Here is a 24,871-nt window from a genome sequence, read left to right as displayed (position 1 = left end):
ATCTGATATGAGAACGCCTGATGGTGCGTGGGGACCACAATCTGGACGCGGGCGATTTGGTCTGACAGGTCCCTGATTTCAGCTTTCATCGATGAACGGTCCGCTTGATGGTGATCGTATGCGCGGCGGCGCTGCGAATGGAGCAGAAGATACGCACGAGCCGCCGGGATGATCCCGAAAAGGCCCTAAAAAGCGTCTACACTCTGGGTCCGAGGCAACGCTTTCGCCCGGCAGAGCGTTCGTGCGTCTTGGATCTCTGGTGGGTGGAGCAGTACAAATGGTCATCGCGTGCACATTTTCACACTTTCCGCTGGCCCACGCCCCGACAGGACAGGGCCATATGATTTCGACGAGCATGCAGGCGATAGCCGCATGAGCCCTTCCGAAAGTGCCGAACCGGGTGTGGAGGGCCTGTCCGATACCGAACGCGTCCGTCTCGCGCTTGCCGCAGGCGCGATCGTGGGAACCTGGTTCTGGGACGTGACTGCGGACAACTTTACGGTGGACGAACAATTTGCCGATGCCTTCGGCATCGATCCGGCGCTTGGCCGCTCCGGCCTCAGTCTCGAACAGATCGTCGCCACGGTGCATCCCGACGACAAGGAAGGCCTGTCCGCCGCAATCGCCGAGGTGATCGCCCGCGGCGGGGCCTACGCGCATCATTACCGGGTTCAGAGACGCGATGGAACCTGGCACTGGATCGAGGCCAATGGCAGGGTCGACAAGGACACAGCCAGCGGGACCGTGACCTTTCCCGGAGTGCTCATCGACATCAATGAACGCCATAGCCTCATGGAGGAGCGGGACAGGGCCATGCGTCTGCTCGAGGCATTCATCGAGGCCGTGCCCGGCGTAGTATACGCCAAGGATCGACTAGGCCGCATGATGGTCGCCAATCGCGGCACGGCCCAGTTGGTGGGCAGGCCGATTGCGGACATCATCGGCAAGACCGACCTCGAGACCCTTGGCAACTCGGTCGAAGCAGCCGGGGTCATGGAGCGCGATGCGGCGATCATGGCCGGCGGCGAGGTGACCATGATCGAAGAACAGGTCTCCTATCCGGACGGCCGGATGGCGATCTGGCTTTCGACCAAAGCGCCGTTCTGCGACGAGAGCGGGCAAGTTGTCGGCCTCATCGGCTCTTCTGTAGACATCACCGACCGCCGGGCCACCGAAGCCGAACTGCGCGAGACCGAAGAGCGTTACCGGCTGGCGGCGCGGGCGACCAACGATGCCGTATGGGACTGGCGGATTTCCGACGGTCACGTCGTCTGGAACGAGGCGCTGGAAAGACGCTACGGTCATGCCCATACCGCAACCACCGCGCAGTGGTGGCTCGATCATATCCATCCCGACGACCGCGAGCGTGTGGACCAGGAAATTCATGCCGCAATCGACGGGGTAGGGACGGCATGGACATCCGAGTATCGGTTCAGATGCGGCGACGGGGCCTATGCGGATGTTCTCGACCGGGGGTTTCTACTGCGCTCGGACGACGGCAAGCCAATGCGCATGATCGGTGCCATGCAGGACCTTACCGAGCGACGCGTGCGCGAAGCCGCAGTTCGGCAAAGTGAGGAACGTGCAAGACTTGCAGCGGAAGCAGCAGCGGTCGGCACCTGGGACCTTGATCTTCGCTCCGGAGAATTGCGCTGGGATGCGCGCACGAAGGCCCTATTCGGCCTTTCCCCGAAAGCGGCGGTAACTTACGAGGGCAGCTTCCTTCGCGGTCTCCATCCAGCCGACCGGGCTGCGACCGAAGCGGCAGTTGCAGCAGCGATTTCTCCCGGCGGCACCCGTCAGTACCATATCGAATACCGCACGATCGGTATCGAAGACGGTATCGAGCGCTGGGTCGCGGCGAGGGGCCGCTCTATCTTTACCGATGAGAACGAACCCATTCATTTCATCGGCACGGTCGTTGATATTACCGAGCTCAAGCGGACCGAGGCAAGCCTGCGTGAACTCAACGAAACGCTGGAGGCACGTGTAGCAGCAGAGGTAGCCGAGCGAACGGCAGCCGAGGATGCGCTGAGGCAGTCCCGCAAGATGGAGGCGGTGGGGCAACTCACCGGAGGGATCGCTCACGACTTCAATAACATGCTTGCGGTGGTGATAGGTTCGCTGGATTTACTCAGTCGCCGCGTTGACACCGGCGATGCCAAGATCAGGCGCTATATCGATGCTGCCGCTGAAGGGGCGCAGCGCGCTGCGGCACTGACACAGCGTCTCTTGGCCTTCGCCCGGCAGCAGCCGCTCAATCCCGAAGTCATCGATGCGAACAAGCTCGTCCCCGGCATGTCGGAGCTGCTTCGTCATTCGCTCGGTGCTGACATACGCTTGGAAACCGTGCTGGCTGGCGGTCTCTGGCGCACCCATGCCGATCGCAACCAGCTGGAAAATACGATTCTCAATCTCGCGGTGAATGCCCGCGACGCGATGCCCGATGGGGGAGGCCTTATCATCGAGACCAGGAATCTGGATCTTGCCAAATGGGAGGGCACAGCAGATTCCGGGATTCCGGCAGGGCAATATGTCGTGATTACTGTTTCGGATACGGGAGTTGGCATGTCGGAGGACGTGGCCGCCAAGGCATTCGATCCCTTTTTCACGACGAAGCAGGTCGGCAAGGGTACTGGTCTGGGACTTAGCCAGGTCTATGGCTTCGTCAGGCAGTCCGGAGGGTATGTGAAACTTCGGTCGGCACCCGGGAAGGGCACGGTGCTCAAGCTCTATCTACCCCGTTTCATGGGCAATGACGGCGACGCTGCTGCTCGGCCCTCGCAGGGCCCAGGCCTCGGCGGGCGGCAGGAAGTCATCTTGGTCGTCGATGACGAGGCCGCGGTTCGGCAAATCAGTGTCGAGGCGCTGATCGACCTGGGTTACCGTGTCGTGGAGGCGGACGGCGCTCTTGCGGCATTGCGGCTGCTTGATGCTGAACCCGAGATCGCTTTGCTGTTCACCGACATCGTCATGCCCGATATCAACGGGCGCAAGCTTGCAGAAGAAGCGCTTCGGCGGCGGCCCGATCTTAAAGTTCTCTACACCAGCGGCTACACACGGGATGCAGCCGTTCACAACGGTAGAGCGGATGCAGCCGTCGAACTGATCGCCAAGCCGTTCACCGTCGATCAGCTTGCTGTCAAACTGCGCGCGATCCTGGATGGCGCAGGCTAGATGAAATCGGCGGACATCAGAATATCGACGAGGCTTTGTGGCGCTCCAAAGGAAGGTATCCCGCCGGGTCTTGTAAACATGCAATAGCGCATTGTCGCGGGAAAGGCGCGCCCGCCGGTCTCTTCTCGGTGACAGGTGAAGCCGACGGGCGCGGTTTGCCCTACCTATTGCTGCGTCTTGCGAACCAGTGCCCAATCGTATCCCAATGCTTCCACCCGCGATTTCAGTTCTTCAAGCAGCTCGGTGCCGGGTCGGGGTTCGCGTGTGAGAACCCACAGGTAGCGCCCCGAGGGCTCGCCGACGATCGACCATTCGTATTCCTCGCCATGATCGAGGATCCAGTAATTGCCGTAGAATGGTCCAAAGAAGGAAACCTTCAATTTGGCCTTGCTGGCTGAATCAACGATCTTGGCCTTGCCGACCGATTGCTTCCAATTGCCGTTCCGAAGACCGCGATTAACGACTCTTACGGTTCCGTCGTTGCTGAGTGAATACTCGGCCATGACGCCGTCCATGTCGTTTTGGAACGAAGTCTCGTAACGAAACTGCTCATACCAGCGGCCCATGTACCTTTCGATGTCGATCGGCTTCGCAGGCGGCGGAACCGCATTGTTTCCGACAGGACCGGGGCGCGGAATTAGGCTGCAGGCGCCCAGCACAAACGTGGTGCCGACCAGACCAAGGGCGATCGTAGATTTGCGCATAACGGCTCCTGTGATTGCAGCCGTGGTAAGCGACGAGACCCGATCCGGTTTCAGTGCCGGCATCAGGTAATCGTCTGGCTGATTGAACCGCGCGGTAATCTGCGACGAGGGGATGAGATGCGCTGGAGCTGCGGGTCCCATCAACTTTTGCGCGGGTAATGCGCAAGCGGCGTTTCCTTTGAGGTGCCGCCTGGGCGCTGTGTCATATTCGTCACATGATCGTCGCTAAAGCCGCTTTCCGGAAAGGTTTTCGGAAACCTTCCTTTTCCGGCGGGGGTTTGCATTTCGACGGGTGCGAACAGGTCTCCCCTACGATCGATGAAGAAAAGGAAGTTACATGAAGTCCAGGATGCTCACTCTCGCGATGCTGGCCGCGGCCACCGGCCTCTCGGCACAGCCCGCGTTTGCACAGGACACCGGCAGCGCTGAGGTAGCGCCTAACGGTACGTCATTTCGCGGTATCCGCGTTGAAGGAAATATCGGAGGCGACCGCTTCCAGTCCGAAGGCAACCACAACAACAAGTTCGGCTTCGGCGGCACAGTTGGTTTCGATGGCACCATCGGTGAACGTTTTGTGATCGGTGCCGAGGGCAGCTTCTGGAAGCCCGGCAGCGGCAATGAGAATTCGACCGATCTCGGCGGCGGCTACACCATGAATCACAAGGCCTTCGAGGAGTGGGGTGCAGCGGTGCGCGCTGGCTACCTCGTCAGTCCGCAGTTCCTCGTATTCGGCAAGGCCGGTTACGTGAACGGAGAGCAGCGCAAGCGCCTTGTCGGCCCGGCTGGCGAAACTCTGGTCTACGATCATTATCGCGCAGACGGCTACCAGGTCGGCGGCGGCGCCGAATATACCCTGACCCCGGATAGCCGCGCGCCGGTCTATGTTAACGCTCAGTACGTCTATTCGAACTATCACGGCAATTCGGCACGCCAGCGCCTGATGGCCGGTATCGGCGTTCGCTTCAAGTAAGAGAACTCACTGCCATCCGAGGCAATGCGGGGCGGGCATCCATCGGATGCCTGCCCCGCAATTTTATCTGCGGGCGTTGGATGTCTTGAGCGTGACCGTGACCATCTGCATGCCCGCGTTTCGTGCCTGGATCCGGTGGTATTCCGGCAGCGCCGGGATTGAGCGCGGAGGCGTCGTAGAATGATGGACCAGTTTCTGACGGAAGAGTAATTTCGTTGCTTCGGTTTCGAGCGAAACTCCCGCAAAATGGCCACTTTTGTACTTAGGAGCCATATTCCATCTCGTGCCTTTATGATCTGTCACACGTCATCGTGACGATGTTTCAGAGGAGAGGTCGATGAGTATCAAGGGCGAGATGAAGGAAGCTGCAGGCTTCATCAAGGAAGAGCTGAACGAGCACGGCAAGTCGCCGGAAGCGCAGCGCAAGGCACAGGAAGGCCGCGACCTCCGAAATGAAGGCCGGATCGAGGACGGCAAGTCGCCGAAGACCTCCGAGCCGGGAACCGGCAAACCCAAGTAAACCGAATAGGAGCCGGTGCACAGCTGTGCACCGGCCCTTTTGCTGTGATGCAGAGGTGCTGAATGTTCACTCAGCTCAATCCCACAATTCCCCTACACGTGGTAGGAAAAGGCGATGGCTACGCGATTGGAATGATCGACTACGGCCAGGAGCACAATCTCATCTGGGTCACTGCGCTCGACAGCTCAGGCGAAATCTGGTGCGCCCCGAATGCGACCGTTCGCCTCGGGAAGAACTGGACCATGGGGCGCCAGGAAAATCCGTTGATCACGCAAAGCAAGAAGGCGGAAGCAAGCCGTCAAGCGGCTTGCTAATTCCATATAACCTTGGATCGGATACCTTGACGGGCTTGATCCCCGGCGCACCCGCACGATCGATGCGAGCCTCCTCGATTTAACAAAGCGCAGGCTCGCCCCGACAGCCATCTTGCCTACTTCGCCGCGAACTCCTCGATGAGCTTTGCGCAGAAGGCGGGGAGGTCGTCCGGAGTGCGGCTGGTGACAAGCCGTTGATCGACGACGACTTCTTCGTCGAACCAGTTGCCTCCGGCATTCTCGATGTCGGTTCTGACAGTAGGGAAGGAAGTGACGGTCAGGCCATCCAGCACGCCGGCTTCCACAAGCAGCCAGGGAGCATGACAGATCGCGCCTACGGGTTTACCGGCCCGGAAGAAGGCGCGCACGAATGCTACCGCTGCCTCGCTGCCGCGAAGCTTATCGGCACCTACGCAGCCGCCGGGTATCACGAGGCCGTCAAACTCGTCGGCAGACACGTCCGAAAAACTCTTGTCGACGACATAGCTTCCGCCAGGATCGAGATCATTGTTGTTCGTCTGTGCAATCCCGCTGTCCAAGCCAATGACGGTAACAAGTGCACCGGCCTGTTCCAACGCTTCCTTGGGCTTCACGAATTCGGGTTCCTCGGTCCCGCGCGGCGCGATGAGCAGGGCGATCGAGCGATTTTCAAGGGACATGACATCTCCTGGGGTAATGAATACACCGGAACTCCCTGCAAGATTTTGCAAAAAGGCGGTGTGGCAGACCCTGTTTCAACCACCTGCTTCACCGTTCGATCCTGCCGATTTGCGACTGATCGTTCGTTTGCGGGAAGATGCCGCAGATACAAGGCAGCCTGTTAGGCGGCGAGAAACGAACAATTATTGGTATCGCCCCGAGAGAACAGTCCTGAGAATGAGGTGCAAATTTCAAGGTTCCGCAGATAGTGCAGCCCATGGTCTCGTTCCGCGCCGCAGTCGCGTTTCAGGGCGGGATTCTTGGCTCACCGTTTCCACAGAACTGTCGCAGCTTCCATTTGCCTGCAACTGCCACGAGATTGCCGACGTTCGGTTAGGGAACAACAAGTCCTGCGGGATGTTACATCCTCCAAGCTCGGCGGCGGACCTACCCCCGGCGGCGCCGATCTCGAGGCCGTCCCTCCTGTGAGGGGCGGCCTCCATGATTGCCTACCTGATCCCGCCCGAAGACGGACCGAGAAATTCGAGCAGCTATTCTTGCTGTCATCCTTGTAACGTGTCGATTGTCTGCGATTAAGGTTCGCCCCATTGGGAACCTCAGCAAGCATCTGAGCGATATGCTCAAGATGCACTGCAATTCCTACCGGACCCCCTGAATATGCCAGAAAAGCTCTTCAACCTTTTGGCCTTGGAACGGGATCGCCTGGACTGTGCCATCAAGGCAGCAATGCAACCGAGTTCAGGTCCAGGGCTGGACATCGAACTCTTGCACTCGCTTCATCAGAATATGAAGGACCACCTCGATAGGTGGAGGCGGGACCTCGCTGACCCGGTCGAGCACTCGAGGACCACCTGATTTGGGCGGCAGGATCCGCCTTCAAAATGGCAGGGCCAGGATTTCGAGCGCCTCTCGACATCGACCCATTTGCCGCTTTGTAGCGGAACCGGCAATCCTGGGCAGCAACGATAATATCGGGTCAAACTCTTGAGCACCAGGCGCACTTCCCGTTGGCGGTCTCGGCAACGCGACGACATCAAACGACGCGGAAATCCCTCCAGATATTTTCAATGCGGAGCTGGGGGCTTTCACACGTGCACGCCGGCTCAATCACTTGATCCTGCCTTTCCAAACTGCTGCAGTTCGGGAATTCCCGCATCGAGAGACTGTTTGTGACGGAGTGGATTACAAATCTGATCGAAGAAATGGGCTATTTCGGCATAGCCCTGCTGATGTTTCTGGAGAACGTGTTCCCACCGCTTCCGTCCGAAGTCATCATGCCCATGGCAGGTTTCACCGCCAGTCAGGGCAAACTTGCGCTCCCCGGCATTCTGATCGCAGGCACCCTTGGAACGACCGCTGGCGCGATCTTCTGGTACATCATCGCCAGATGGACAGGCGCTGAGCGTCTCAAACGATGGACAGGTAGGCATGGACGCTGGATAACTCTTTCTGCTGAACATATAGCGGCTTTGGAAGAGCGTTTTCGCAAGTCCAGCGGTTGGGCTGTCCCGATCGGCCATCTTGTTCCAGGTATCCGAACGCTCATTTCGATACCCGCTGGCGTTTTCAGGATGAGACCTGTTCGCTTCCTCCTCCTAACCCTTCTCGGCGCTGGCACATGGACAAGCCTCTTGGGAGTTGCCGGTTTTCTGTTGGGAGACAAGTTCGATCAGGTCGATCGGTACATGGGACCTGCCGGTACCCTGATCATGATATTCATCGCCATTGCCTATTTCTATCGGGTCGCGACCTTCAATAAGACTCGCCAACCGTAGTTGCCCGCCTTGCGGGTTGCCGGCGTAGCAGCCGAACCACCGCGCTGGAGAACGTACCGCATCCTCGCTTCGACAAGCAAATTTCCCAAATTTCGGTATGGATTCGCAGGGTAGGGCGCCCGCCATTGCCTCCCCGATGTGGGCTCGATTGTTCAGAGTGATGGTACGAGGTTGAAGTTCGAAACAGCAGCCATCTGCAAAAATATAACGAACAATCCATGCCCAAAAATTTTGCGATCTGCGAGCGATTGACCTCGGTGACCGGAAGAATATTCGGTTTGCCGGGTTGGGACAATTGTGTCCCTGGGCACTCAGCCGGTGACTATGACTGAAAGCAAGTCCGCCGCTGCTCATGTTGGCAGCGGCGGATTTAGACGGAACTTCAGAAATGGAAGACCACGCCGCCCATGGGACGCAGGCTGTCGAAATCGTAGGTTTCCATTTGAAGGCGAATGCGAATTCCACTTTTGCCGGTCACGCCCCCGAGGCCGATGTCCTTGGGACCGACCTCGACGCCTACGCCATAAATCCAGTCCTTCTGATCACTATAGGCGCGCTTGCCGTTGACCCATTGATATCCGGCCGAAGCGAATACCATCCCGCTTTCACCCGCGCGTGCCCCGACCCGGCCACGAACGCCGTATTCCCAATCGATGTCGCTGAAGCCTTTGCTGGCGTTCCCTTCAGCGCCCACAAACACGGGTCCGAGAGGGATGTTGACACCGGCGATCCCGCTGATGAGTGCGCCGTTCAAGCTGCCGCCGCGTGGTGAGCCGAACTCGCTATCCTTGTCGAAAGTGTGATATCCGCCAAGGATCCCGACGTATGGCTCGACCCCGAATGCATCGGTTCCATCTGGCGCAGTTTCCTGTGCCGAAGCCAAAGCAGGCAGAAAGCAGCAGGTAACGGCCGCAAGAAGAAGTATCTTCATAAATACCTCCAATATAAAACACGATAGATAAATACCTATGGCAATTTAACCGGTACGATTGAAAAGGGTTTCCACCCGAAACAAGAGTTTTTGGTCGTGACAAAAATATCACTCTCGCTATTTAGCGCGAAGATTCCTGCTCTGATTCCAGCGATTTCACTTTCTTATTTGACTGCACATCGATCGCTATCAGCGTCATTCACCACAACTAACTGCTGTATCGAAGGGCATCGGCTGCAGTCGAAACGATACCTTTTGATCTTTTGACCTTTGACAAATCGTGGCAATGCGCGGTCGATCCTGTCCGGGGCGATACAGGTTGACCGCAGAAGCAATGCGCCGTCAGTTCGACGTCAATGTCTTTGGAGCGGTCGCGGTCGCCAAGGTGTTGCTACCGCGTTTTCGTGAACGTCGCCGCGGCTTCATCGTCAACGTGACCTCGATGGGCGGGATGATTACCATGCCGGGGATTGCCTACTACTGCGGCAGCAAGTTTGCCCTTCAGGGCATTTCCGAAGTAATGCGCGCGGAAATGGCACCCTTTGGCGTGCACGTCACGGCTCTTTGCCCGGGCCCCTTCCGCACAGATTGGGCAGGACGATCGATGGTCCGAAGCTTCCGCGTGATCGCCGCCCACGACGCCCAGTTCGATCCGATCCGGGCTGCGCGCAAGGAAAAGAGCGGTAAGCAGGCTGGCGATCCCGCTAAGCTCGCCCAGGCTGTCCTCGCCCTGATCAATGCCGACGCGCCGCCACAGCAGTTGCTGCTGGGTAGCGACGCCCTGCGCCTGGTAAGCGAACGATACAAGCACATGGAACGTAAGATCGATGAATGGGAGGGTGTTACCTTGTCGGCGGATGGCTGAGCCAGACGCCGAGCAAGGACGGTATTCGGGCCAGCGGAACGCCTGCATCAGGGGTGTAAGAACCGACAGTTGAACGGTCTGAAGGGTCTAAGGCTGGAACGCGCCTGAGGATCAGTTAGATTGCCTGCTTTTCTGCAGATCAGTGATACCTGAACATCGGGTCGTTCATTGGGACAAAGAAACTTCAAATGTTCGCAACAGAGCGCCCCAGGCCGATTTTCGGAGAAGGTGATGAGAAATTTCGCAGCCACAATAACCGGCGCGTATCTAGTTGCTACCGCAATGTCCGGGTGCAGTCCCGACGCAAGGGAACCCAAGTCAATGCCAACCACCTATGACATCGAAAAGGCAGACCTCACAGCCGCCGAGCCCAAAGACATTTGCCGCACGCGTCATCCCACCTTCCTGCGCGATCTGCTGCTGCAGATAAGCAACGGTCTGCCACCCGGCAGCAACGGCTTCGAGTTCAGGGATCTGAAGGTTGGCAGGAAGAAGCTTGGTGGCAAATGGGTGGCTTCGGTCAGATTCCTCATCACCTTGCCCGGTAAACCTGCTCATACCATGCTCGCAATTGCTTCTTTCGATCCGAAAAACTGCGAGACCGGGGAGTGGTCGTTTCCTCGGTAATAAAACAAAGACAGACCTTAGAATAATTCTCTGCACTTCAGGATTTTCCGTGCCGAACACGCTGAAGAAATGCGGTCGGCTCAACTGCAGCCATGGAAATTAAGGACTGAGAAACGGCGGCCGCAGCCCGATTGCTTATCGAACGTGAGCAAAATCTTGCCCCCCCCTGTAACGAAGCCGCGAACCGGCAAAACATCAAGCTGTGCGCAGAACTCTGGTCGCCAAGGTGTCGCTACACTGCTATCGTCTTTTATCCTGCATCCTGAAACGGGTCCTGCGGCCTTGCGTGTTACGTTCACTCGCGAGGATTGGTTTCTTCGAGCGTAGCGCAAGGTAATAAGAAAATGACTTTCGACAGGGGAAATCGCGGTCACGGTCGTGACCGGTTCGGCGGTGGTGATGATCGCTGGGGCGGCGGTAACGACCGTTTTGGCGGTGGTGACCGGTTCGGCGGCGCAGGTGATCGATTCGGTGGCGGCTTCGGTGGATCGCGCGGCGGTGGTTTTGGCAGAGGCGGCGGTTCGCGCGGCGGCCCAGGCCAAGTCGTCGGCCAAGGCCGGGGTACGGTCAAGTTCTTCAATCCTGACAAGGGTTTCGGCTTCATCCAGCTTGAGGGCGGCGGCGACGACGCATTCGTGCACATCAGCGCCGTGCAGTCCGCCGGCCTCGAAACACTGGCCGAAGGTCAGCAGCTGGAGTTCCAGCTGGTCGAGCGTAACGGCAAGGTTTCCGCATCCGATCTGACGATCGTTGGCGAGGTCATCGCTGCCGAGCGCCGCGAGCGCGCTCCTGCTCCGCGCCAGTCGACTGGGGAAAAGGCTACCGGCACCGTCAAGTTCTTCAACGGTAGCAAGGGCTTCGGCTTCATCGTCCGCGATGATGGCCAGCCTGATGCGTTCGTGCATATCAGTGCCGTCGAGCGATCCGGTCTGCACGGCCTTTCGGAAGGTGATCAGCTAGAATTCGAGATCGAGATCGATCGCCGCGGCAAGGCGTCGGCCGTGAATCTGGTTCAGCGTTGAGGAATCCGGCCATGGCTGCCCAAGTAGCCATGGCCTTATTTCCGGCTCTCCTTGATCGTATCGCGATCAAGGTGCATCTCATGTCGAACGCCCGACCACACGCCTTCGACAGACTGTCCGCTGGGGCGATGACGTGCCGTCCTCTCTCGGACACGCAACGCACCCTGCTGTGGGCGAACCAGATTTCTTCTGGAATTAATGCCCGGCCGCATTACCTGAACCCCATACCAACGGTGGTTCATTCCTGTCTGAAAGGCTGCTCCCCAGCTGCCTTGTCAGCCTGATGATCTGAAAACCCAGCCTTGTCCTGACGGAACGATCGTCATGAAGGCCAATAAGACGACAACGGATTGCATGACTAACGACGATCGCAGCGGCGACAACGACTCTCCTCTCCTCGACCTGGACAAGGGTTCCGTCCAGCGGTTCATCGCGCGTGCCAAGAGCCAGGGCGTCATCACGGTCAAGGAGTTGAACGCCGCTCTGCCGCAGGATCAGATGACCACCGATCAGATCGAGGACATCATGGCCGCGATCTCGGAAATGGGCGTCAAGATCATCGAAAACGACGATGATGACGATGAGGACGGCGAGCAAGAAAACGGTGTCGAGGCCGTTGATGGTCGCGATGACGAGGGCGGCTCGGATTCCGAGTTCGACTACGGCAATTCACGGCGCCGTCCCGGCGAGACCCGCAAGGCCGACACGGCCGCGCGGTCCGACGACCCGGTGCGCATGTACCTGCAGGAAATGGGCGCGGCCGAGATGCTCAGCCGCGAGGGCGAGGCCGCCATCGCCAAGCGCATCGAAGCCGGCCGCGACATGATGATCATGGGGTTGTGCGAAAGCCCCATGACGTTCCACGCGATCATCGGGTGGTCCGAGGCGCTCAACAATGGCGAGATGCAGCTTCGCGAGATCCTCGATCTCGACGCGATGCTCTCCAAGGAGCCGCAGCCCGAGAACCTGGGCGAGGACGGTGAAGCCGACGGCGAGATTTCCGCCGCCACCGCCGGCCCTTCCTTCAAGGACGATGACGATTCCGCCGAGGACAGCTCGGAGGAGGTCGACGAGGACGGCAACCCGATTCCCAAGCGCAGGGTCGAGGACGATGAAGAGGACAACACCCTCTCACTTGGCCAGATGGAAGCTGCGCTTACCCCGGAAGCGCTGGAGAAATTCGCGCTCATCACCGAACTGTTCCGCACCTTCGAGCGCCTGCAGAGCGATCGTCTGGAAGCGCTGGCGCTGGGCATCGATTTCCCGGCCGCCAAGGAAGACCAGTACCTGCAACTGCGCGAGGATCTCACCGCGCAAGTCGAATCCGTGCAGTTCCACGCGACCAAGATCGAACATCTGGTCGACAATCTTTACTCCTTCAACCGTCGCCTCACGACACTGGGCGGTCAGATGCTGCGACTTGCAGAGCGTCACAAGGTGAAGCGCGCCGACTTCCTTGAGGCCTACACAGGCAGCGAACTGGATGACACCTGGGTCGCCGAAGTGGGCAAGACGGACAAGAAGTGGGCCGCCTTCGCGGAAAACGAGGCCGAGCCTGCGGAGCGCATCCGTCTGGAGGTGTCGGACATCGCCACCGCCACCGGCATGGCGCTTCCCGAGTTCCGCCGCATCGTCAACATGGTCCAGAAGGCCGAGCGCGAGGCACGCATCGCCAAGAAGGAAATGGTCGAGGCGAACCTGCGTCTGGTGATCTCGATCGCCAAGAAGTACACCAACCGCGGTCTGCAGTTCCTGGATCTCATCCAGGAAGGCAACATCGGCCTGATGAAGGCGGTCGACAAGTTCCAGTACCGCCGCGGTTACAAGTTCTCGACTTACGCGACCTGGTGGATCAGGCAGGCGATCACGCGCTCGATCGCGGACCAGGCCCGCACGATCCGTATCCCTGTCCATATGATCGAGACGATCAACAAGCTGGTCCGCACCGGCCGTCAGTTCCTTCACGATCAGGGCCGCGAGCCCACGCCCGAGGAAATGGCCGAGAAGCTCTCGATGCCGCTCGAAAAGGTGAAGCGGGTGCTGAAGATCGCCAAGGAGCCGATCTCCCTTGAAACGCCGATCGGCGACGAGGAAGATAGCAATCTCGGCAACTTCATTCAGGATGAGAACGCCGTCATCCCGGTGGACGCGGCGATCCAGAACAACCTGAAGGAAATGATCACTCGCACGCTGGCATCGCTGACGCCTCGTGAGGAACGCGTGCTGCGCATGCGCTTCGGCATCGGTATGCCGACGGACCATACGCTGGAAGAGGTTGGGCAGCAGTTCTCGGTGACCCGCGAACGTATCCGTCAGATTGAGGCCAAAGCGCTGCGCAAGCTCAAGCACCCGAGCCGATCGCGCATCATGCGCGCGTTCCTCGATTAAGGACGAGTAGCTCAAGATTTGACCGAACTGCGAACGGTGCGCGCCTGAGGATCCCACCGCTCAGAGAATCGGATAGGCATACAGGAACCGCCCCGATGCGCAAAAAATCATCTTTTGCCATCAAAACAGGCGGTTCTTTCTCCAGCGCTAATAAAGCCGTCCTTGCCCATTCGGGTCCAAATTCTGTACCCACAAGATCGACTAAGGGCGGCCTCAAGCCACCTGCGTTACTTGTACCGATTGGCTCTGCATCTCGACGCTCCCGTAGCTGGTAAGGAATGACACGTCAGCGGCATCGCGGCCCACGCCGATCTTGGCCATCGTGTCGGCCTTAGACATCCCCGTCGGATCGACCAAATACCAAGTGTTGTCCAGAAAGACTTCGGCCACAGCGTGGAAGTCCTGAGGCTCCACGCCGATCCCATAAACACTACAGAAGCGCGCAGGGATAGCACTTGCCCTCGTCATGCTGATCATCAGGTGCGCAAAATCGCGGCAGACACCGTAACGCGATCGGTAGGTGTCCATTGCATGTTGATTGCCGCTGAGAGGTGACCCGGGATTTCCATCGAGAAGTGACCCGGCTTGTGATTATGTTTCTTGTGTCAGCGACGGGTCAAGCTGGCGTCTCTCCTTTCGTGGTCTGCCTCGCTGGGCGGAGCTGTTTTTGAACCGGAAGCTGTCATTCCCGGTTTCGAGGATGTGGCAGTGATGAGTAAGGCGATCGAGAAGCGCGGTTGTCATCTTGGCATCGCCGAACACGCTGGCCCATTCGCTAAAGCTGAGGTTGGTGGTGATGATGACGCTGGTACGCTCGTAAAGCTTGCTGAGCAGATGGAACAGCAGCGCTCCGCCTGAGGCGCTAAACGGCAGATATCCCAGCTCATCGAGGATCACGAGGTCGGCATGGGCCAGCCTTCCCGCAATCTGTCCGGCCTTACCCTGCGCCTTTTCCTGCTCAAGCGCGTTGACCAGTTCCACCGTTGAGAAGAAGCGGACGCGCTTGCGGTGGTGTTCGATGGTCTGGATGCCCAGGGCCGTCGCGATGTGGGTCTTGCCGGTTCCCGGACCGCCGACCAGGACCACGTTGTCGGCAACGTCGATAAAATCGCAGGCGTGGAGCTGACGTACCAGGGCCTCGTTGATTTCACTGCTGGTAAAATCGAAGCCGGCCAGATCGCGATACGCCGGGAAGTGCGCAGCTTTGAGCTGATAGGCGACGGAACGCACCTCGCGCTCCGCTGTCTCGGCCTTCAGCAGCTGCGACAGGATCGGGATTGCGGCCTCGAAGGCAGGCGCACCCTGCGCCATGAGGTCGGTGACGGCTTGGGCCATCCCGTGCATCTTGAGGTCGCGAAGCATGACGACGATGGCGCCGCTGGCAGGGTCATGACGCATGGCGGTTCTCCTGACGCAGAGCATCATAGCGCTCGACATTGGCCATGGGCTCACTGACCAGTTTCAACGCCTGCGGCGCCGTAACCGGCGGGGTGGTGACCGGCTTTCCATCGAGCAATCGGTGGAGGAGGTTGAGGATGTGGGTTTTGGTTGGAACGCCCGTATCCAAGGCCATGGCCACAGCGGTGAGAACCGCTTCTTCATCGTGATGCAGGATCAAGGCCAGGATCTCGACCATCTCCCGATCACCGCCGGGAATGCGCAGCAGATGGCGTTGTAATCGCAGGAAGGCGTCGGGAAGCTCCAGGAACGGAGCGCCATTGCGCAAGGCTCCTGGCTTGCGCTGAACCACCGCGAGATAGTGACGCCAATCGTAGACCGTGCGGCCTGGGCTATCATGGGATCGATCGATGATCCGAAGATGCTCACACACAATCCCGCCTTCGGCGACCACCAGGAAGCGGTCGGGATAGACCCGAAGGCTCACTGGCCGGTTCGCGAAGGAGGCCGGTACGCTGTAGCGGTTGCGTTCAAAATGGACGAGGCAGGTCGGAGAGACGCGTTTGCCATGTTCGACGAAGCCGTCAAACGGCCGCCCTACTGGCATGAGGTATTCTGCCTCGTCCGCCCACGCATCAGCAACCGAGCCCGGCTCGATCCCGTGTGGGATCTCCTGCCACAGCGCCTTGCAGCGCTCCTCCAACCACCGGTTCAGCGCATCGAGACTCTGCGCTTGTGGGATCGGTTGCCACAAACGGTGCCGTGCATCTTGGACGTTCTTCTCGATCTGGCCTTTCTCCCACCCTGCGGCCGGATTGCAGAACTCGGCTTCGAACAGGTAGTGGCTGACCATCGTCAGGAAGCGGGTGTTGACGCTTCGCTCCTTGCCTCGCCCGACCTTGTCGACCGCAGTGCGCATGTTGTCGTAAATCCCGCGGCGCGGCACGCCGCCCAGCACACGGAATGCGTGGTTATGGGCATCGAACAACATCTCATGCGTTTGCAGCAAGTAGGCCCTGACGACGAACGCGCGGCTGTAACTGAGCTTGAAGTGAGCCACCTGAAGTTTGGTGCGCACGCCGGCGATGATCGCCCAATCCTCGCTCCAGTCGAACTGGAAAGCTTCTCCGGCGGCGAAGGAAAGCGGCACGAATGTGCCGCGGCCGCTTATGTGCTGCTGCCGGCGATATTCCTCGTGCCAGCTCCGGGCGAACGCCGCGACCCGATTGTAGGAGCCATCGTAGCCCAAGCTGAGCAGGTCGGCGTACAGTTGCTTGATCGTGCGCTTCTGCTTGCGCGACCTGCTCATCTCTCGCCTTAGCCAGGCCGACAAACGATCAGCGAATGGGTCCAATTTGCTCGGACGATCCGGCACCTTGAAATGGGGTTCGATCGTGTCCGACCGCAGATACTTGCGGATCGTATTACGTGAAAGGCCGGTCCGTCTCGCAATCTCGCGGATCGAAAGGTGATCGCGGTAATGCCAGCGCCGGATAACGCTCAATAACGCCATGTCCAACACTCCATGATCCCTCGCTCGCCAAAGCCAGGGCCGAGTTCAACATGGGTCAATTCTCAATGGAAATTTGGGCGCTTCCCGGGTCACTTCTCAGTGGCAATCAACAGCGAAAATCACCCCCGAGGCCTGAATAACAGATATTCTAGTATCAGCATGAGATTTTCAACTTAAGTTTCTGTTTTATGGAGATTCTATATGAACAATGGGATCACCGATCGCTTTCTGAGACTTAACAAAGTTTTGGAGATAACCGGCCTAACACGCTCTACTTTATACAGAAAAATCGACCAAGGGACGTTTCCGCGACAGGTCCGCATTTCGTCGCGTTGCACGGCCTGGAGGGAAAGTGCTGTTGAGGAGTGGCTGCGCAAGCCTCCGGTTGAAGCTGCCGACGATTGGTAGACGAGTGTGGATCACCCCCTCCAAACCGCTGTACAACCGCATTCGTGTCAAACGAACCAGCACCTCTCGATGTTATCGACGTCTATCAGCGCCACGGAACGGCATGGGCGGCTTTACGGGGCAACAAGCTCTCGGAGGGGGATTGGCTTGATCGCTTTTCGGCGCTGCTCCCGAAAAGCGCGGCGGTGCTCGATATAGGCTGCGGCTCTGGTCTTCCACTTGCACGCGAATTGGCTAGCCGGGGCTTTGTCATTACCGGCGTCGATGCAGCGGCCGCGATGCTCTCAATGTTCAAGGCCAACATGCCAGGTGCGCAAGCTCATCTCATGGATATGAGAAAGCTCGCGCTGCCTCAGCAATTCCATGGACTGCTAGCATGGGATAGCTTCTTCCATCTCTCGCCTGAGGATCAGCGCCCCATGTTTGAGCGCTTTGGGGTCCATGCCGCCAATGGTGCCGCATTGATGTTTACCAGCGGCCCGCGCGAGGGCAGTGCGATAGGCGACCTGGAAGGAGCTCCCCTTTATCACGGCAGCCTATCCCCCGTAGAATACAGGACTTTGCTCTCCTCGGCCGGTTTCGAGGTGATCGACCACAGAGAGGAAGATCCTACCTGCGGCCATCGAACCGTTTGGCTCGCCCAAAAACGAAGCTAGTCAACTCTCCAAACCGAAAACCGACGCCGGTTAGGCTTGCTGATTGCATGACATTAATCGTTTAATATCATTAATATATGAGCAAACCCCAACCATCTTACCAAGTTCTCTTCGTTAATTTCGGCGCAGCCCCTCAACCAGGCTGCTCGCCGGCGCCATGCCATCCATCAACAAATCAGCCCATTCCTGACTGAGCTCTCGCCGGCGCTCCATGTGGCCCGCGCGGTCATACGCCGCCTTCACCTTGTTCTGAGGAACGTGGGCCAGCATCAGCTCGATGATTTCGGGGTCAGCCATCAACCTCCGCTTCACGGCGCGGGCGTTCATTGTCGTCGAGAACGAGGACCGCCATCCATGCGGGACGTGCCGTCCGTAGAAACCAACGCGGTTATACAGGTAGCCCATGGCGTTCTCGCTGAGAGGGCGATGTCCGTGACGCTGACTGGTAAAAACCAGCTTTCCACGACCGGTTAGCGGACGCACAGCACGCAGGACCTCAACCGCCTGCCAGCACAATGGAACGAGATGCTCGAACGATGCTTCATCCTTAAGATCAAGGACGAGCTTCATCCTGTTTGCCGGAACACGCCACATCGGAAGAGTTGGTCCAAATGATGCGTCCGCCCAATCGATGCCTTCGAACTCCGTCCACTCTGCGCCCCGGATCATTCCCGGCCGGGCCTGAGTGAGTGCAAGCAAACGGGAAGCCAGTTTTGTTATCGGATATGCACCCGATGCCTCGGCGGCGATGAGGACCTCACGCGCTTCGGTCGGATCCGTAATTGCTGGCTGTTTCCCTTTCTTGGGAAGCGGCTTCAGTGCCTTACCGACGATTGCTGCCGGATCATGCCCCACAATCCCTTCGGAGATTGCGTAGGCGTAAACAGCCGAAATACGCTGCCTCAGCCTTTTGGCCGTCTCGATCGCCCCACGATCCTCAACGATGCGAAGCGTCTTCAAAACTGCGGGTGCATCGATGGCCACGACCGGCTTTGCTCCCAGCAGAGGAAAGATATCCCGCTCAAGGCTTGTGATCACGTCGTCGGCATGGACCGGCGTCCAGCGAGAGGCGTGCATTCCAAACCATGTTCGAGCGGCAGATTCGAAGGTAACCAGTTTCGCCAGTTCAGCGGCTTCAGCTGCTTTGGCCTCAAGGGCACGCTTACGGACACCGGAGGGGTCGACATTGTCCTGAATCTGTTTGCGAGCAGCGTCTCGCTTGTCCCGGGCCTGGCTAAGCTTGACGTCCGGGTAGGATCCGAAGGTCAGGAGCTTCTCCTTGCCTTCGAATTTGAATTTCATCCGCCAGGATTTGAGGCCGGCTTTCGTCACATAAAGGAACAGCCCGCCCGAATCCGAAAGCTTGTAAGCCTTCTCTCTCGGCTTGGCGTTCAGCACCTGTTTGTCCGTAAGCACGATACCCCACTTTCCCGATTCCGATACCCCACTTTGTACCCCACTCTGCCATGGGCTAGAGTGGAACAAAGCGGGTCTAAGCGGGACCGATGATAGCAGATAAATCGGCGAAAATCAGCCGTTTTTGGGACTTTTTGGGATGTCTTGGGAGGGGCACTTGGCGGACAGGGTGTCCGCTGTTGGCGGAAGCGGTGGGATTCGAACCCACGGACGGCTTGCACCGTCGCTGGTTTTCAAGACCAGTGCCTTAAACCACTCGGCCACACTTCCATACCATTTTGGCGGCGCGGTTAGAAATCTGCTAGAAGGCGGCGCTGCCACCCTTTTTAGCCATTTCCAGACCCGCTGCTAAGCGATTCTAACTAAGCTCCTTTTCCGCCAGTCCACTCTGCACGGGGACGCTCCCCCCAACAGCTTTCAAGACCGCTGCCTTAAACCACTCGGCCACCTGTCCGTTGGCTCCAGCGCATAGAGAAATCGGGGCGGCTTGCAAGCCCTGCCTGCAAAGTCCGTTTGGGATGGACGGCAACACGCTTGCGATGACTGTCCACGGGCGATGCTCGGCGGGCATTTGCAAGAGCGCAGCAATGTGCCAGATTTGCTGGTGATGACTTTTGCTTCGAAGCTTCGTTCCTTGCGCTTTCCGCTCGTTGCCGCCGTTCTTGCCGCCGTGCCGATGGTCTCATCGGATGCGCAGCCGGTCGTTCAGAATATCGGCAGCCAGGCTGGTCCCACCCAGAGTTTCGAGAGCTATCTGCAAACGGTTGGCGCCCGTGCGCGCCGGGAAGGCGTCAGCGAAGCGACGATTTCGCGCGTCCTGACGGGACTTACGCCGAATCAAAGGGTTGTAGAACTCGATTCGGCGCAGCCGAGCCGCGCGACCACGCCGCCGCCGATCGGACCTTACATCGCCCAGCACGTCGGCCCGAACATCATCGCACGGGGCCGCGCACGCTATGCCGATCTTTCCGGCATCATTCCCTCGATCGAGCGGCGCTATGGCGTGCCCGCTCCGGTGCTCTTCGCGATCTGGGGGCATGAGACGAACTACGGCAGCTACGTGGGCGATTTCGATCTCGCGCGATCGCTGGCGACGCTTGCCTGGGAAGGGCGCCGCCGCAGCCTGTTCGAAGGCGAGCTGATCGCGCTGCTCAAGATGGTGGACCAGGGGGTGCCGACCTATCGGCTGAAGGGAAGCTGGGCAGGGGCCTTCGGTTACCCGCAGTTCCTGCCGAGCGTCTATCTGCGCCTCGCGGTGGACGGCGACGGCAACGGCACGCGCGATATCTTCACCAGCCCGGCGGATACCATCGCTTCGATCGCCAACTACTTCCGCGATTCCGGATGGCGTCCGGGCCAGCCCTGGGGTGTGCGCGTTTCCCTGCCTGCCGGTTTCGACGCTAACGCCTATGCCTCCAAGCTCGCCGCACCGACCTGCGACCGGGTCCATGCCCGCCACGGCCAATGGAAGTCCGTATCCGAGTGGCGCGCACTGGGCGTCACCCCACAGAGCGCCATCGGCAGCGACGTGCAGGCCTCGCTGTTCCAGCCCGACGGACCGGGGACGCCGGCCTATCTGTTAACCGGTAATTATCGGGTGATCCTCCAGTACAACTGCTCGAATTATTACGCGTTGTCCGTGGGATTGCTTGCAGATGAGATTGCCCGTTAGCCATTGCGTGCCGTTTGCGGCGCTGTTCCTTGCTGCTCCCGTTTTTGGGGCGCAGGCAGCTCCGGCGACGGGACCCGCTGCGGACTATCCCGTGGTGGTGGGCGAGCCGTTCACGATCGGCAGCGTCACCTGGACGCCGACGGACCAGCTCAGCTACGATGCGGTAGGTTATGCCGTGATCGGGGAGGGGGGCGGAACCAGCGGCGCGCACAAGACCCTGCCTCTGCCGAGCTACGTGGAAGTGACCGCACTCGATACCGGCCGCACGATCCTCATCCGGCTCGAACGGCGCGGGCCGATGGTCAATGATGCACTGGTAGAGCTTTCGGCAAATGCCGCGGCACAGCTTGGTCTGACGCCGGGCAGCCACGCTCCCGTGCGGGTTCGCCGCGTCAATCCTCCCGAAGTCGAGCGGGCCGCGCTCCGTTCCGGCAGCAAGGCACCCGAGCGGATGGAGACGCCGGAAGGCCTGCTCAAGGTCCTGCGCCGCAAGCTCGCCGAGCAGTCGCCGCTTCTGCCTCCGCCTTCCACACCGCCGACGATGCCGAAAGGAGCTCTCACCCCGCCGACGCCGTTGGCACCGGCTCCCGTTCCCGCAGTGAAATCGGCGCCGCAAAAACCAATCACTCCTGCCTCTCAGGCTCCCAAACCAATACCTTTGCCAAAGCCGGAACCTGCCGAGGTGACGAAGCCCAAGCCTCCCACACGCCCCCCGGTGACGAAAGGTGGCGAAATCGTACAAGTCGGCGCCTTTTCCATCGAGGCCAATGCGCGCAAGGCGGCCAAACAAGTCGGCGCCGATGTGATCAAATCCGGCAAGTTCTGGCGCGTCCAGATCGGTCCTTTCGCAAACCGTGCACAAGCCGCCGCAGCGCTGGAGAAGGCCAAGGCGGCAGGGTATAGCGACGCACGAATCCAGCGCGCGGATTGATGTCGGGTCGTTTCGCGCAGGCCACCGCGTCCGTCCCGGGCGCGCGGGGAGAAGTCGCGTCTTGAAATCCCTAGTGAAGTTTGCCCTCCTGCTCGCCGCTCCGGCGAGTGTCGTCGCCGCCAGCCTGTCCAGCGCCGCCAGTGCCGCGATTCCCGCGCCGCCGCCGCAACTCGCGCCGGTGCCGGTCAGCATACTGGTCGACATCGGCTCCGGTCAGGTGCTCGTGCAGCGCCGCCCGGACGTGCCGTTCCTGCCTGCTTCGGTCACCAAGGTCATGACCGCCTTCGTCGCCTTCGAGGAGATCGACGCAGGGCGCCTCAGTCTTGACCGTCGCATGTCCGTCCGCCCGGAGACGGCCAGGGAATGGTTCGCAAAAGGTACGTCCATGTATCTGACGGAAAAGGATCATCCTACCGTCCGAGACCTTCTTCACGGCGTCATGACCGCCTCGTCCAACGACGGCGCGGTGGTCCTCGCCGAAGGATACGCAGGCAGTGTCCCCGCCTGGGCCGCGATGATGAACGCCGCCGCGCACCGCATCGGCATGACCGGCAGCCACTACAACACGCCCAATGGCTGGATGGACGACGGCCATACCTACATTACCGCCAGCGACATGGTCAGGCTGGCCGATGCCATGATCACGCGCCATCCGCAGCTCTTTCACGAGTTCTCGGGCGTGAAGCACTACATGTGGCGCGACATCCCCCTGCGCAGCCACGACCCCACGGTCGGCGTGATCCCCGGCGCGGACGGCATCAAGACCGGCTATACCCGCGAGGCGGGCTACAACTTCCTCGGCACCGCCGAACGCGGCGGGCGCCGTCTGGTCATGATGCTGGCAGCTTCGCCCTTGCCCAAGGTCCGCGACGATGCCGCCAAGGCATTGCTCGAATGGGGCTTCTCGGCCTGGGAAGCGCGCCATCTCTTCGACAAGGGGCAGCCCGTCGCCCAGGCGAAAGTGCAGGGCGGCGACGCCCGTGAAGTGCCGCTCGTCGCCGACCGCGAGGTCCATGCCACCTTGCCCAAGGGCGGGCACGAGAAAGTCTCGCTGGCGGTCCACTACAAGGGGCCGCTGGTCGCGCCGATCCGCAAGGGCGATCAGGTCGGCGAGCTGGAGATCAAGGTCGAGGGCCTCGCGCCGGGCCATATCCCGCTCTACGCCGGCAAGGACGTCGGCGTCGCCGGACCGCTGGACAGAATGATGAACGGGCTTATCAGCTTCTTCTCATGATCCGAGGACGATTCATTGCGCTGGAAGGCGGCGAGGGGGCAGGCAAGTCCACCCAGTCGCGCCTGCTGGCCGAAGCCTTGCGCGCGCAGGGCATCGAAGTTGTGACCACGCGCGAGCCGGGCGGCACCGCCGGGGCCGAAGCTATCCGCGCGCTCGTGCTGGACGGTGTCGGCGGAGAAGGCTGGGGCGCCCGCGCCGAAGCGCTGCTCTTCGCCGCTGCCCGCTCGGACCATGTCGAACGGCTGATCCGGCCTGCGCTGGAGCGCGGTGCCTGGGTCATCTGCGACCGCTTTCTCGATTCAAGCCGTGCCTATCAGGGCGGCGGCGGCGGGCTTTCGGACGAAGACATCCGCACGCTCCACGGGATCGGCAGCCTCGACATGCTTCCCGACGTGACGGTGCTGATCGAAGTCTCTCCCGAAGTCGCGGCCAAACGCCTCGCCTTGCGCGATGTCAACGGCACCGACCTGATCGGCGGGCGCGAGGCCGCCTATCACGACCGCGTGGCGCAGGCTTTCGCCCGTTTCGCAGATGCCGAACCCGAGCGCTTCGCCCGCATCGACGGCGACGGCACGCCGGAAGAGACCTGCGCCCGCATCCTCGCCGCGCTGGACGCTATCCGGTGAGCGAAGATCTTCCCTTCATCGGCCAACGCGCCGCCTGGAACGAATGGCTCTCCGCGATCGATTCCGAACGCATGCACCACGCCTGGCTGCTCGCCGGAAGCAAGGGTCTCGGCAAGGCCGCCTTTGCGCGCACGGCTGCCGCGCAGCTTGTGCGGGCGCCGGGAGAGCCACGCCCCGATCCGGAAATGCACCCGGACATCCACATCCTCGAACATCTTCCCGCCAATGACGACGAGGCGAAAAAGAAGGCCGAGGGCAAGCCCTACCAGACCAAGCGCAACATCTCGGTCGATCAGGTCCGCGAGATGATCCGCCGCCTCGCGACCAAGCCGACCATGGGCGATCGCCGCGCGATCATCATCGATCCCGCCGACGACATGGAGAAGAGCGCGGTCAACGCCCTGCTCAAGGCGCTGGAAGAGCCACCGGCGGGAACCTATTTCCTGCTGCTCGCCCACCAGCCCGGGCGCCTGCTGCCAACCATCCGTTCGCGCTGCCGTGTGCTGCGCTTCGCCGCATTGGACGAGCGCGAGCTCGACGAGGTCATCCGCCGCGACCTGCCTCAGTCCGATGCCGAGATGCGCCGCGCCGCCATTGCCGCCGCGCACGGCTCGCCCGGCGTGGCGCTGAGTTTCGTGGAACATGACCTCGGCGCGATCCACGGGCTGATGATGCAGATCCTGCGGGAGGGTGACGCCGAATACCATTTGCGCGGTAGCCTGGCCGAAGAAATGGGCGCCCGCCCCGCGCGGGACCGGCAACTGGCCACGCTGGAACTGGCCCGCACCGTGCTGGCCAACGAACTGCCGCACGCGTCTCCCGCGCGCCAGATGCGGCTGATCGAAGCACACGGCACGCTCACCAAGCTGTCCACCCAGGCGCCGACCTACAATTTCGACGCCGGGCTCCTGATTATGGAAATTGGCGGGTTGCTGGCATCGACGGCGATGCCTAGAGAAGCGGCTCGGTAGAGCAGTTCCCGATCCGATAATATCGGATCAACTGCTCTAGGTTGTTGGTTTGGCGCATTTTCCGAGTCATCAGGTGATTCCACCTGATTAGAA

General features: G+C 60.1%; 23 protein-coding genes, 1 tRNA gene and 1 pseudogene. 17 read left to right on the top strand and 8 right to left on the bottom strand.

Annotated elements, in window-relative coordinates; genetic code table 11:
• The first annotated feature begins 372 nt into the window (after positions 1-372).
• The gene (locus ACZ1II_RS15325) at positions 373-3,177 is read left to right on the top strand and encodes a PAS domain-containing hybrid sensor histidine kinase/response regulator (RefSeq protein WP_465147214.1); all 2,805 of its coding nucleotides are present in this window, start codon (positions 373-375) and stop codon (positions 3,175-3,177) included.
• A 164-nt stretch (positions 3,178-3,341) separates the two neighbouring features.
• Here ACZ1II_RS15325 and ACZ1II_RS15320 read toward each other — a convergent pair whose 3' ends face one another.
• Entirely contained in the window at positions 3,342-3,881 is a 540-nt protein-coding gene (locus ACZ1II_RS15320) for a lipocalin family protein (RefSeq protein WP_465147213.1), read from the bottom strand.
• A gap of 337 nt (positions 3,882-4,218) precedes the next feature.
• Here ACZ1II_RS15320 and ACZ1II_RS15315 point away from each other — a divergent pair, with 337 nt between their 5' ends.
• The 3 genes from ACZ1II_RS15315 (at position 4,219) to ACZ1II_RS15305 (ending at position 5,685) form a co-directional block, all read left to right on the top strand.
• The gene (locus ACZ1II_RS15315) at positions 4,219-4,851 is read left to right on the top strand and encodes an outer membrane beta-barrel protein (protein WP_465147212.1); all 633 of its coding nucleotides are present in this window, start codon (positions 4,219-4,221) and stop codon (positions 4,849-4,851) included.
• Positions 4,852-5,188: 337 nt separating this feature from the next.
• A complete protein-coding gene (locus tag ACZ1II_RS15310) occupies positions 5,189-5,371 on the top strand; it encodes a hypothetical protein (protein ID WP_465147211.1) in 183 nt (60 codons plus the stop codon).
• A gap of 62 nt (positions 5,372-5,433) precedes the next feature.
• Positions 5,434-5,685: a hypothetical protein gene (locus ACZ1II_RS15305; protein ID WP_465147210.1), complete on the top strand. Its 252-nt coding sequence runs from the start codon at positions 5,434-5,436 to the stop codon at positions 5,683-5,685.
• 116 nt (positions 5,686-5,801) lie between these two features.
• Here ACZ1II_RS15305 and ACZ1II_RS15300 read toward each other — a convergent pair whose 3' ends face one another.
• Positions 5,802-6,344 (bottom strand): type 1 glutamine amidotransferase domain-containing protein, encoded by a 543-nt coding sequence (locus ACZ1II_RS15300; protein ID WP_465147209.1) that lies wholly within the window; start codon positions 6,342-6,344, stop codon positions 5,802-5,804.
• A gap of 1,170 nt (positions 6,345-7,514) precedes the next feature.
• On the opposite strand from ACZ1II_RS15300, the gene ACZ1II_RS15295 reads away from it, so the two are divergent.
• Positions 7,515-8,120, top strand: coding sequence for a DedA family protein (locus ACZ1II_RS15295; RefSeq protein WP_465147208.1), 606 nt, complete (start codon positions 7,515-7,517; stop codon positions 8,118-8,120).
• A 382-nt stretch (positions 8,121-8,502) separates the two neighbouring features.
• On the opposite strand, the gene ACZ1II_RS15290 is transcribed toward ACZ1II_RS15295, so the two are convergent.
• Entirely contained in the window at positions 8,503-9,051 is a 549-nt protein-coding gene (locus ACZ1II_RS15290; protein ID WP_465147207.1) for an opacity protein, read from the bottom strand.
• A 319-nt stretch (positions 9,052-9,370) separates the two neighbouring features.
• Between ACZ1II_RS15290 and ACZ1II_RS15285 the strand changes: the two genes are divergently transcribed.
• The 5 genes from ACZ1II_RS15285 to rpoD all read left to right on the top strand — a co-directional run bounded on the left by ACZ1II_RS15285 (position 9,371) and on the right by rpoD (position 13,953).
• On the top strand, positions 9,371-9,916 hold the full coding sequence (locus ACZ1II_RS15285; protein ID WP_465147206.1) for an SDR family NAD(P)-dependent oxidoreductase: 546 nt from the start codon (positions 9,371-9,373) through the stop codon (positions 9,914-9,916).
• Between the two features lie 321 nt (positions 9,917-10,237).
• Positions 10,238-10,543: a hypothetical protein gene (locus ACZ1II_RS15280; protein ID WP_465147205.1), complete on the top strand. Its 306-nt coding sequence runs from the start codon at positions 10,238-10,240 to the stop codon at positions 10,541-10,543.
• Positions 10,544-10,887: 344 nt separating this feature from the next.
• Positions 10,888-11,565, top strand: coding sequence for a cold-shock protein (locus ACZ1II_RS15275; RefSeq protein WP_465147204.1), 678 nt, complete (start codon positions 10,888-10,890; stop codon positions 11,563-11,565).
• Positions 11,566-11,576: 11 nt separating this feature from the next.
• The gene (locus tag ACZ1II_RS15270) at positions 11,577-11,849 is read left to right on the top strand and encodes a hypothetical protein (RefSeq protein WP_465147203.1); all 273 of its coding nucleotides are present in this window, start codon (positions 11,577-11,579) and stop codon (positions 11,847-11,849) included.
• 70 nt (positions 11,850-11,919) lie between these two features.
• Positions 11,920-13,953, top strand: coding sequence for an RNA polymerase sigma factor RpoD (gene rpoD, locus ACZ1II_RS15265; protein ID WP_465147202.1), 2,034 nt, complete (start codon positions 11,920-11,922; stop codon positions 13,951-13,953).
• A 213-nt stretch (positions 13,954-14,166) separates the two neighbouring features.
• Here rpoD and ACZ1II_RS15260 read toward each other — a convergent pair.
• The 3 genes and pseudogenes from ACZ1II_RS15260 to istA all read right to left on the bottom strand — a co-directional run.
• Positions 14,167-14,514, bottom strand: a pseudogene (locus tag ACZ1II_RS15260) (transglutaminase-like domain-containing protein); the annotation flags it as partial.
• 30 nt (positions 14,515-14,544) lie between these two features.
• Positions 14,545-15,351 (bottom strand): IS21-like element helper ATPase IstB, encoded by an 807-nt coding sequence (istB, locus tag ACZ1II_RS15255; RefSeq protein ID WP_465145348.1) that lies wholly within the window; start codon positions 15,349-15,351, stop codon positions 14,545-14,547.
• Positions 15,341-16,864, bottom strand: coding sequence for an IS21 family transposase (istA, locus tag ACZ1II_RS15250; protein ID WP_465145349.1), 1,524 nt, complete (start codon positions 16,862-16,864; stop codon positions 15,341-15,343). Before istA ends, istB begins: the two co-directional genes overlap by 11 nt.
• A 201-nt stretch (positions 16,865-17,065) precedes the next feature.
• Between istA and ACZ1II_RS15245 the strand changes: the two genes are divergently transcribed.
• A complete protein-coding gene (locus ACZ1II_RS15245) occupies positions 17,066-17,272 on the top strand; it encodes a helix-turn-helix transcriptional regulator (protein ID WP_465147201.1) in 207 nt (68 codons plus the stop codon).
• A 44-nt stretch (positions 17,273-17,316) separates the two neighbouring features.
• Entirely contained in the window at positions 17,317-17,928 is a 612-nt protein-coding gene (locus tag ACZ1II_RS15240; RefSeq protein WP_465147200.1) for a class I SAM-dependent DNA methyltransferase, read from the top strand.
• Between the two features lie 114 nt (positions 17,929-18,042).
• Here the strand turns inward: ACZ1II_RS15240 and ACZ1II_RS15235 are convergent, their stop codons facing one another.
• Both ACZ1II_RS15235 and ACZ1II_RS15230 read right to left on the bottom strand, forming a co-directional pair.
• Positions 18,043-19,344 (bottom strand): tyrosine-type recombinase/integrase, encoded by a 1,302-nt coding sequence (locus ACZ1II_RS15235; RefSeq protein WP_465147199.1) that lies wholly within the window; start codon positions 19,342-19,344, stop codon positions 18,043-18,045.
• A 180-nt stretch (positions 19,345-19,524) separates the two neighbouring features.
• Positions 19,525-19,614, bottom strand: a tRNA-Ser gene (locus ACZ1II_RS15230).
• Positions 19,615-19,951: 337 nt separating this feature from the next.
• On the opposite strand from ACZ1II_RS15230, the gene ACZ1II_RS15225 reads away from it, so the two are divergent.
• The 5 genes from ACZ1II_RS15225 (at position 19,952) to ACZ1II_RS15205 (ending at position 24,778) form a co-directional block, all read left to right on the top strand.
• Positions 19,952-21,016 (top strand): lytic murein transglycosylase, encoded by a 1,065-nt coding sequence (locus ACZ1II_RS15225; protein ID WP_465147198.1) that lies wholly within the window; start codon positions 19,952-19,954, stop codon positions 21,014-21,016.
• Positions 21,000-21,947, top strand: a complete 948-nt coding sequence (locus tag ACZ1II_RS15220) for an SPOR domain-containing protein (RefSeq protein WP_465147197.1) — start codon at positions 21,000-21,002, stop codon at positions 21,945-21,947. The genes ACZ1II_RS15225 and ACZ1II_RS15220 overlap by 17 nt, the downstream gene beginning before the upstream one ends.
• Positions 21,948-22,020: 73 nt before the next feature.
• Positions 22,021-23,181 (top strand): D-alanyl-D-alanine carboxypeptidase family protein, encoded by a 1,161-nt coding sequence (locus ACZ1II_RS15215; protein WP_465147196.1) that lies wholly within the window; start codon positions 22,021-22,023, stop codon positions 23,179-23,181.
• Complete coding sequence (tmk, locus tag ACZ1II_RS15210; protein WP_465147195.1) at positions 23,178-23,807, top strand: dTMP kinase; 630 nt, start codon at positions 23,178-23,180, stop codon at positions 23,805-23,807. Before ACZ1II_RS15215 ends, tmk begins: the two co-directional genes overlap by 4 nt.
• The gene (locus ACZ1II_RS15205) at positions 23,804-24,778 is read left to right on the top strand and encodes an AAA family ATPase (protein WP_465147194.1); all 975 of its coding nucleotides are present in this window, start codon (positions 23,804-23,806) and stop codon (positions 24,776-24,778) included. Before tmk ends, ACZ1II_RS15205 begins: the two co-directional genes overlap by 4 nt.
• Positions 24,779-24,871: the final 93 nt, after the last annotated feature.

It is taken from the genome of Novosphingobium sp. BL-S-20 (genome assembly GCF_055521635.1).
The sequence above is the reverse complement of the archived record's forward strand: the minus strand, read 5'-3'. Positions and strand labels throughout refer to the sequence as shown.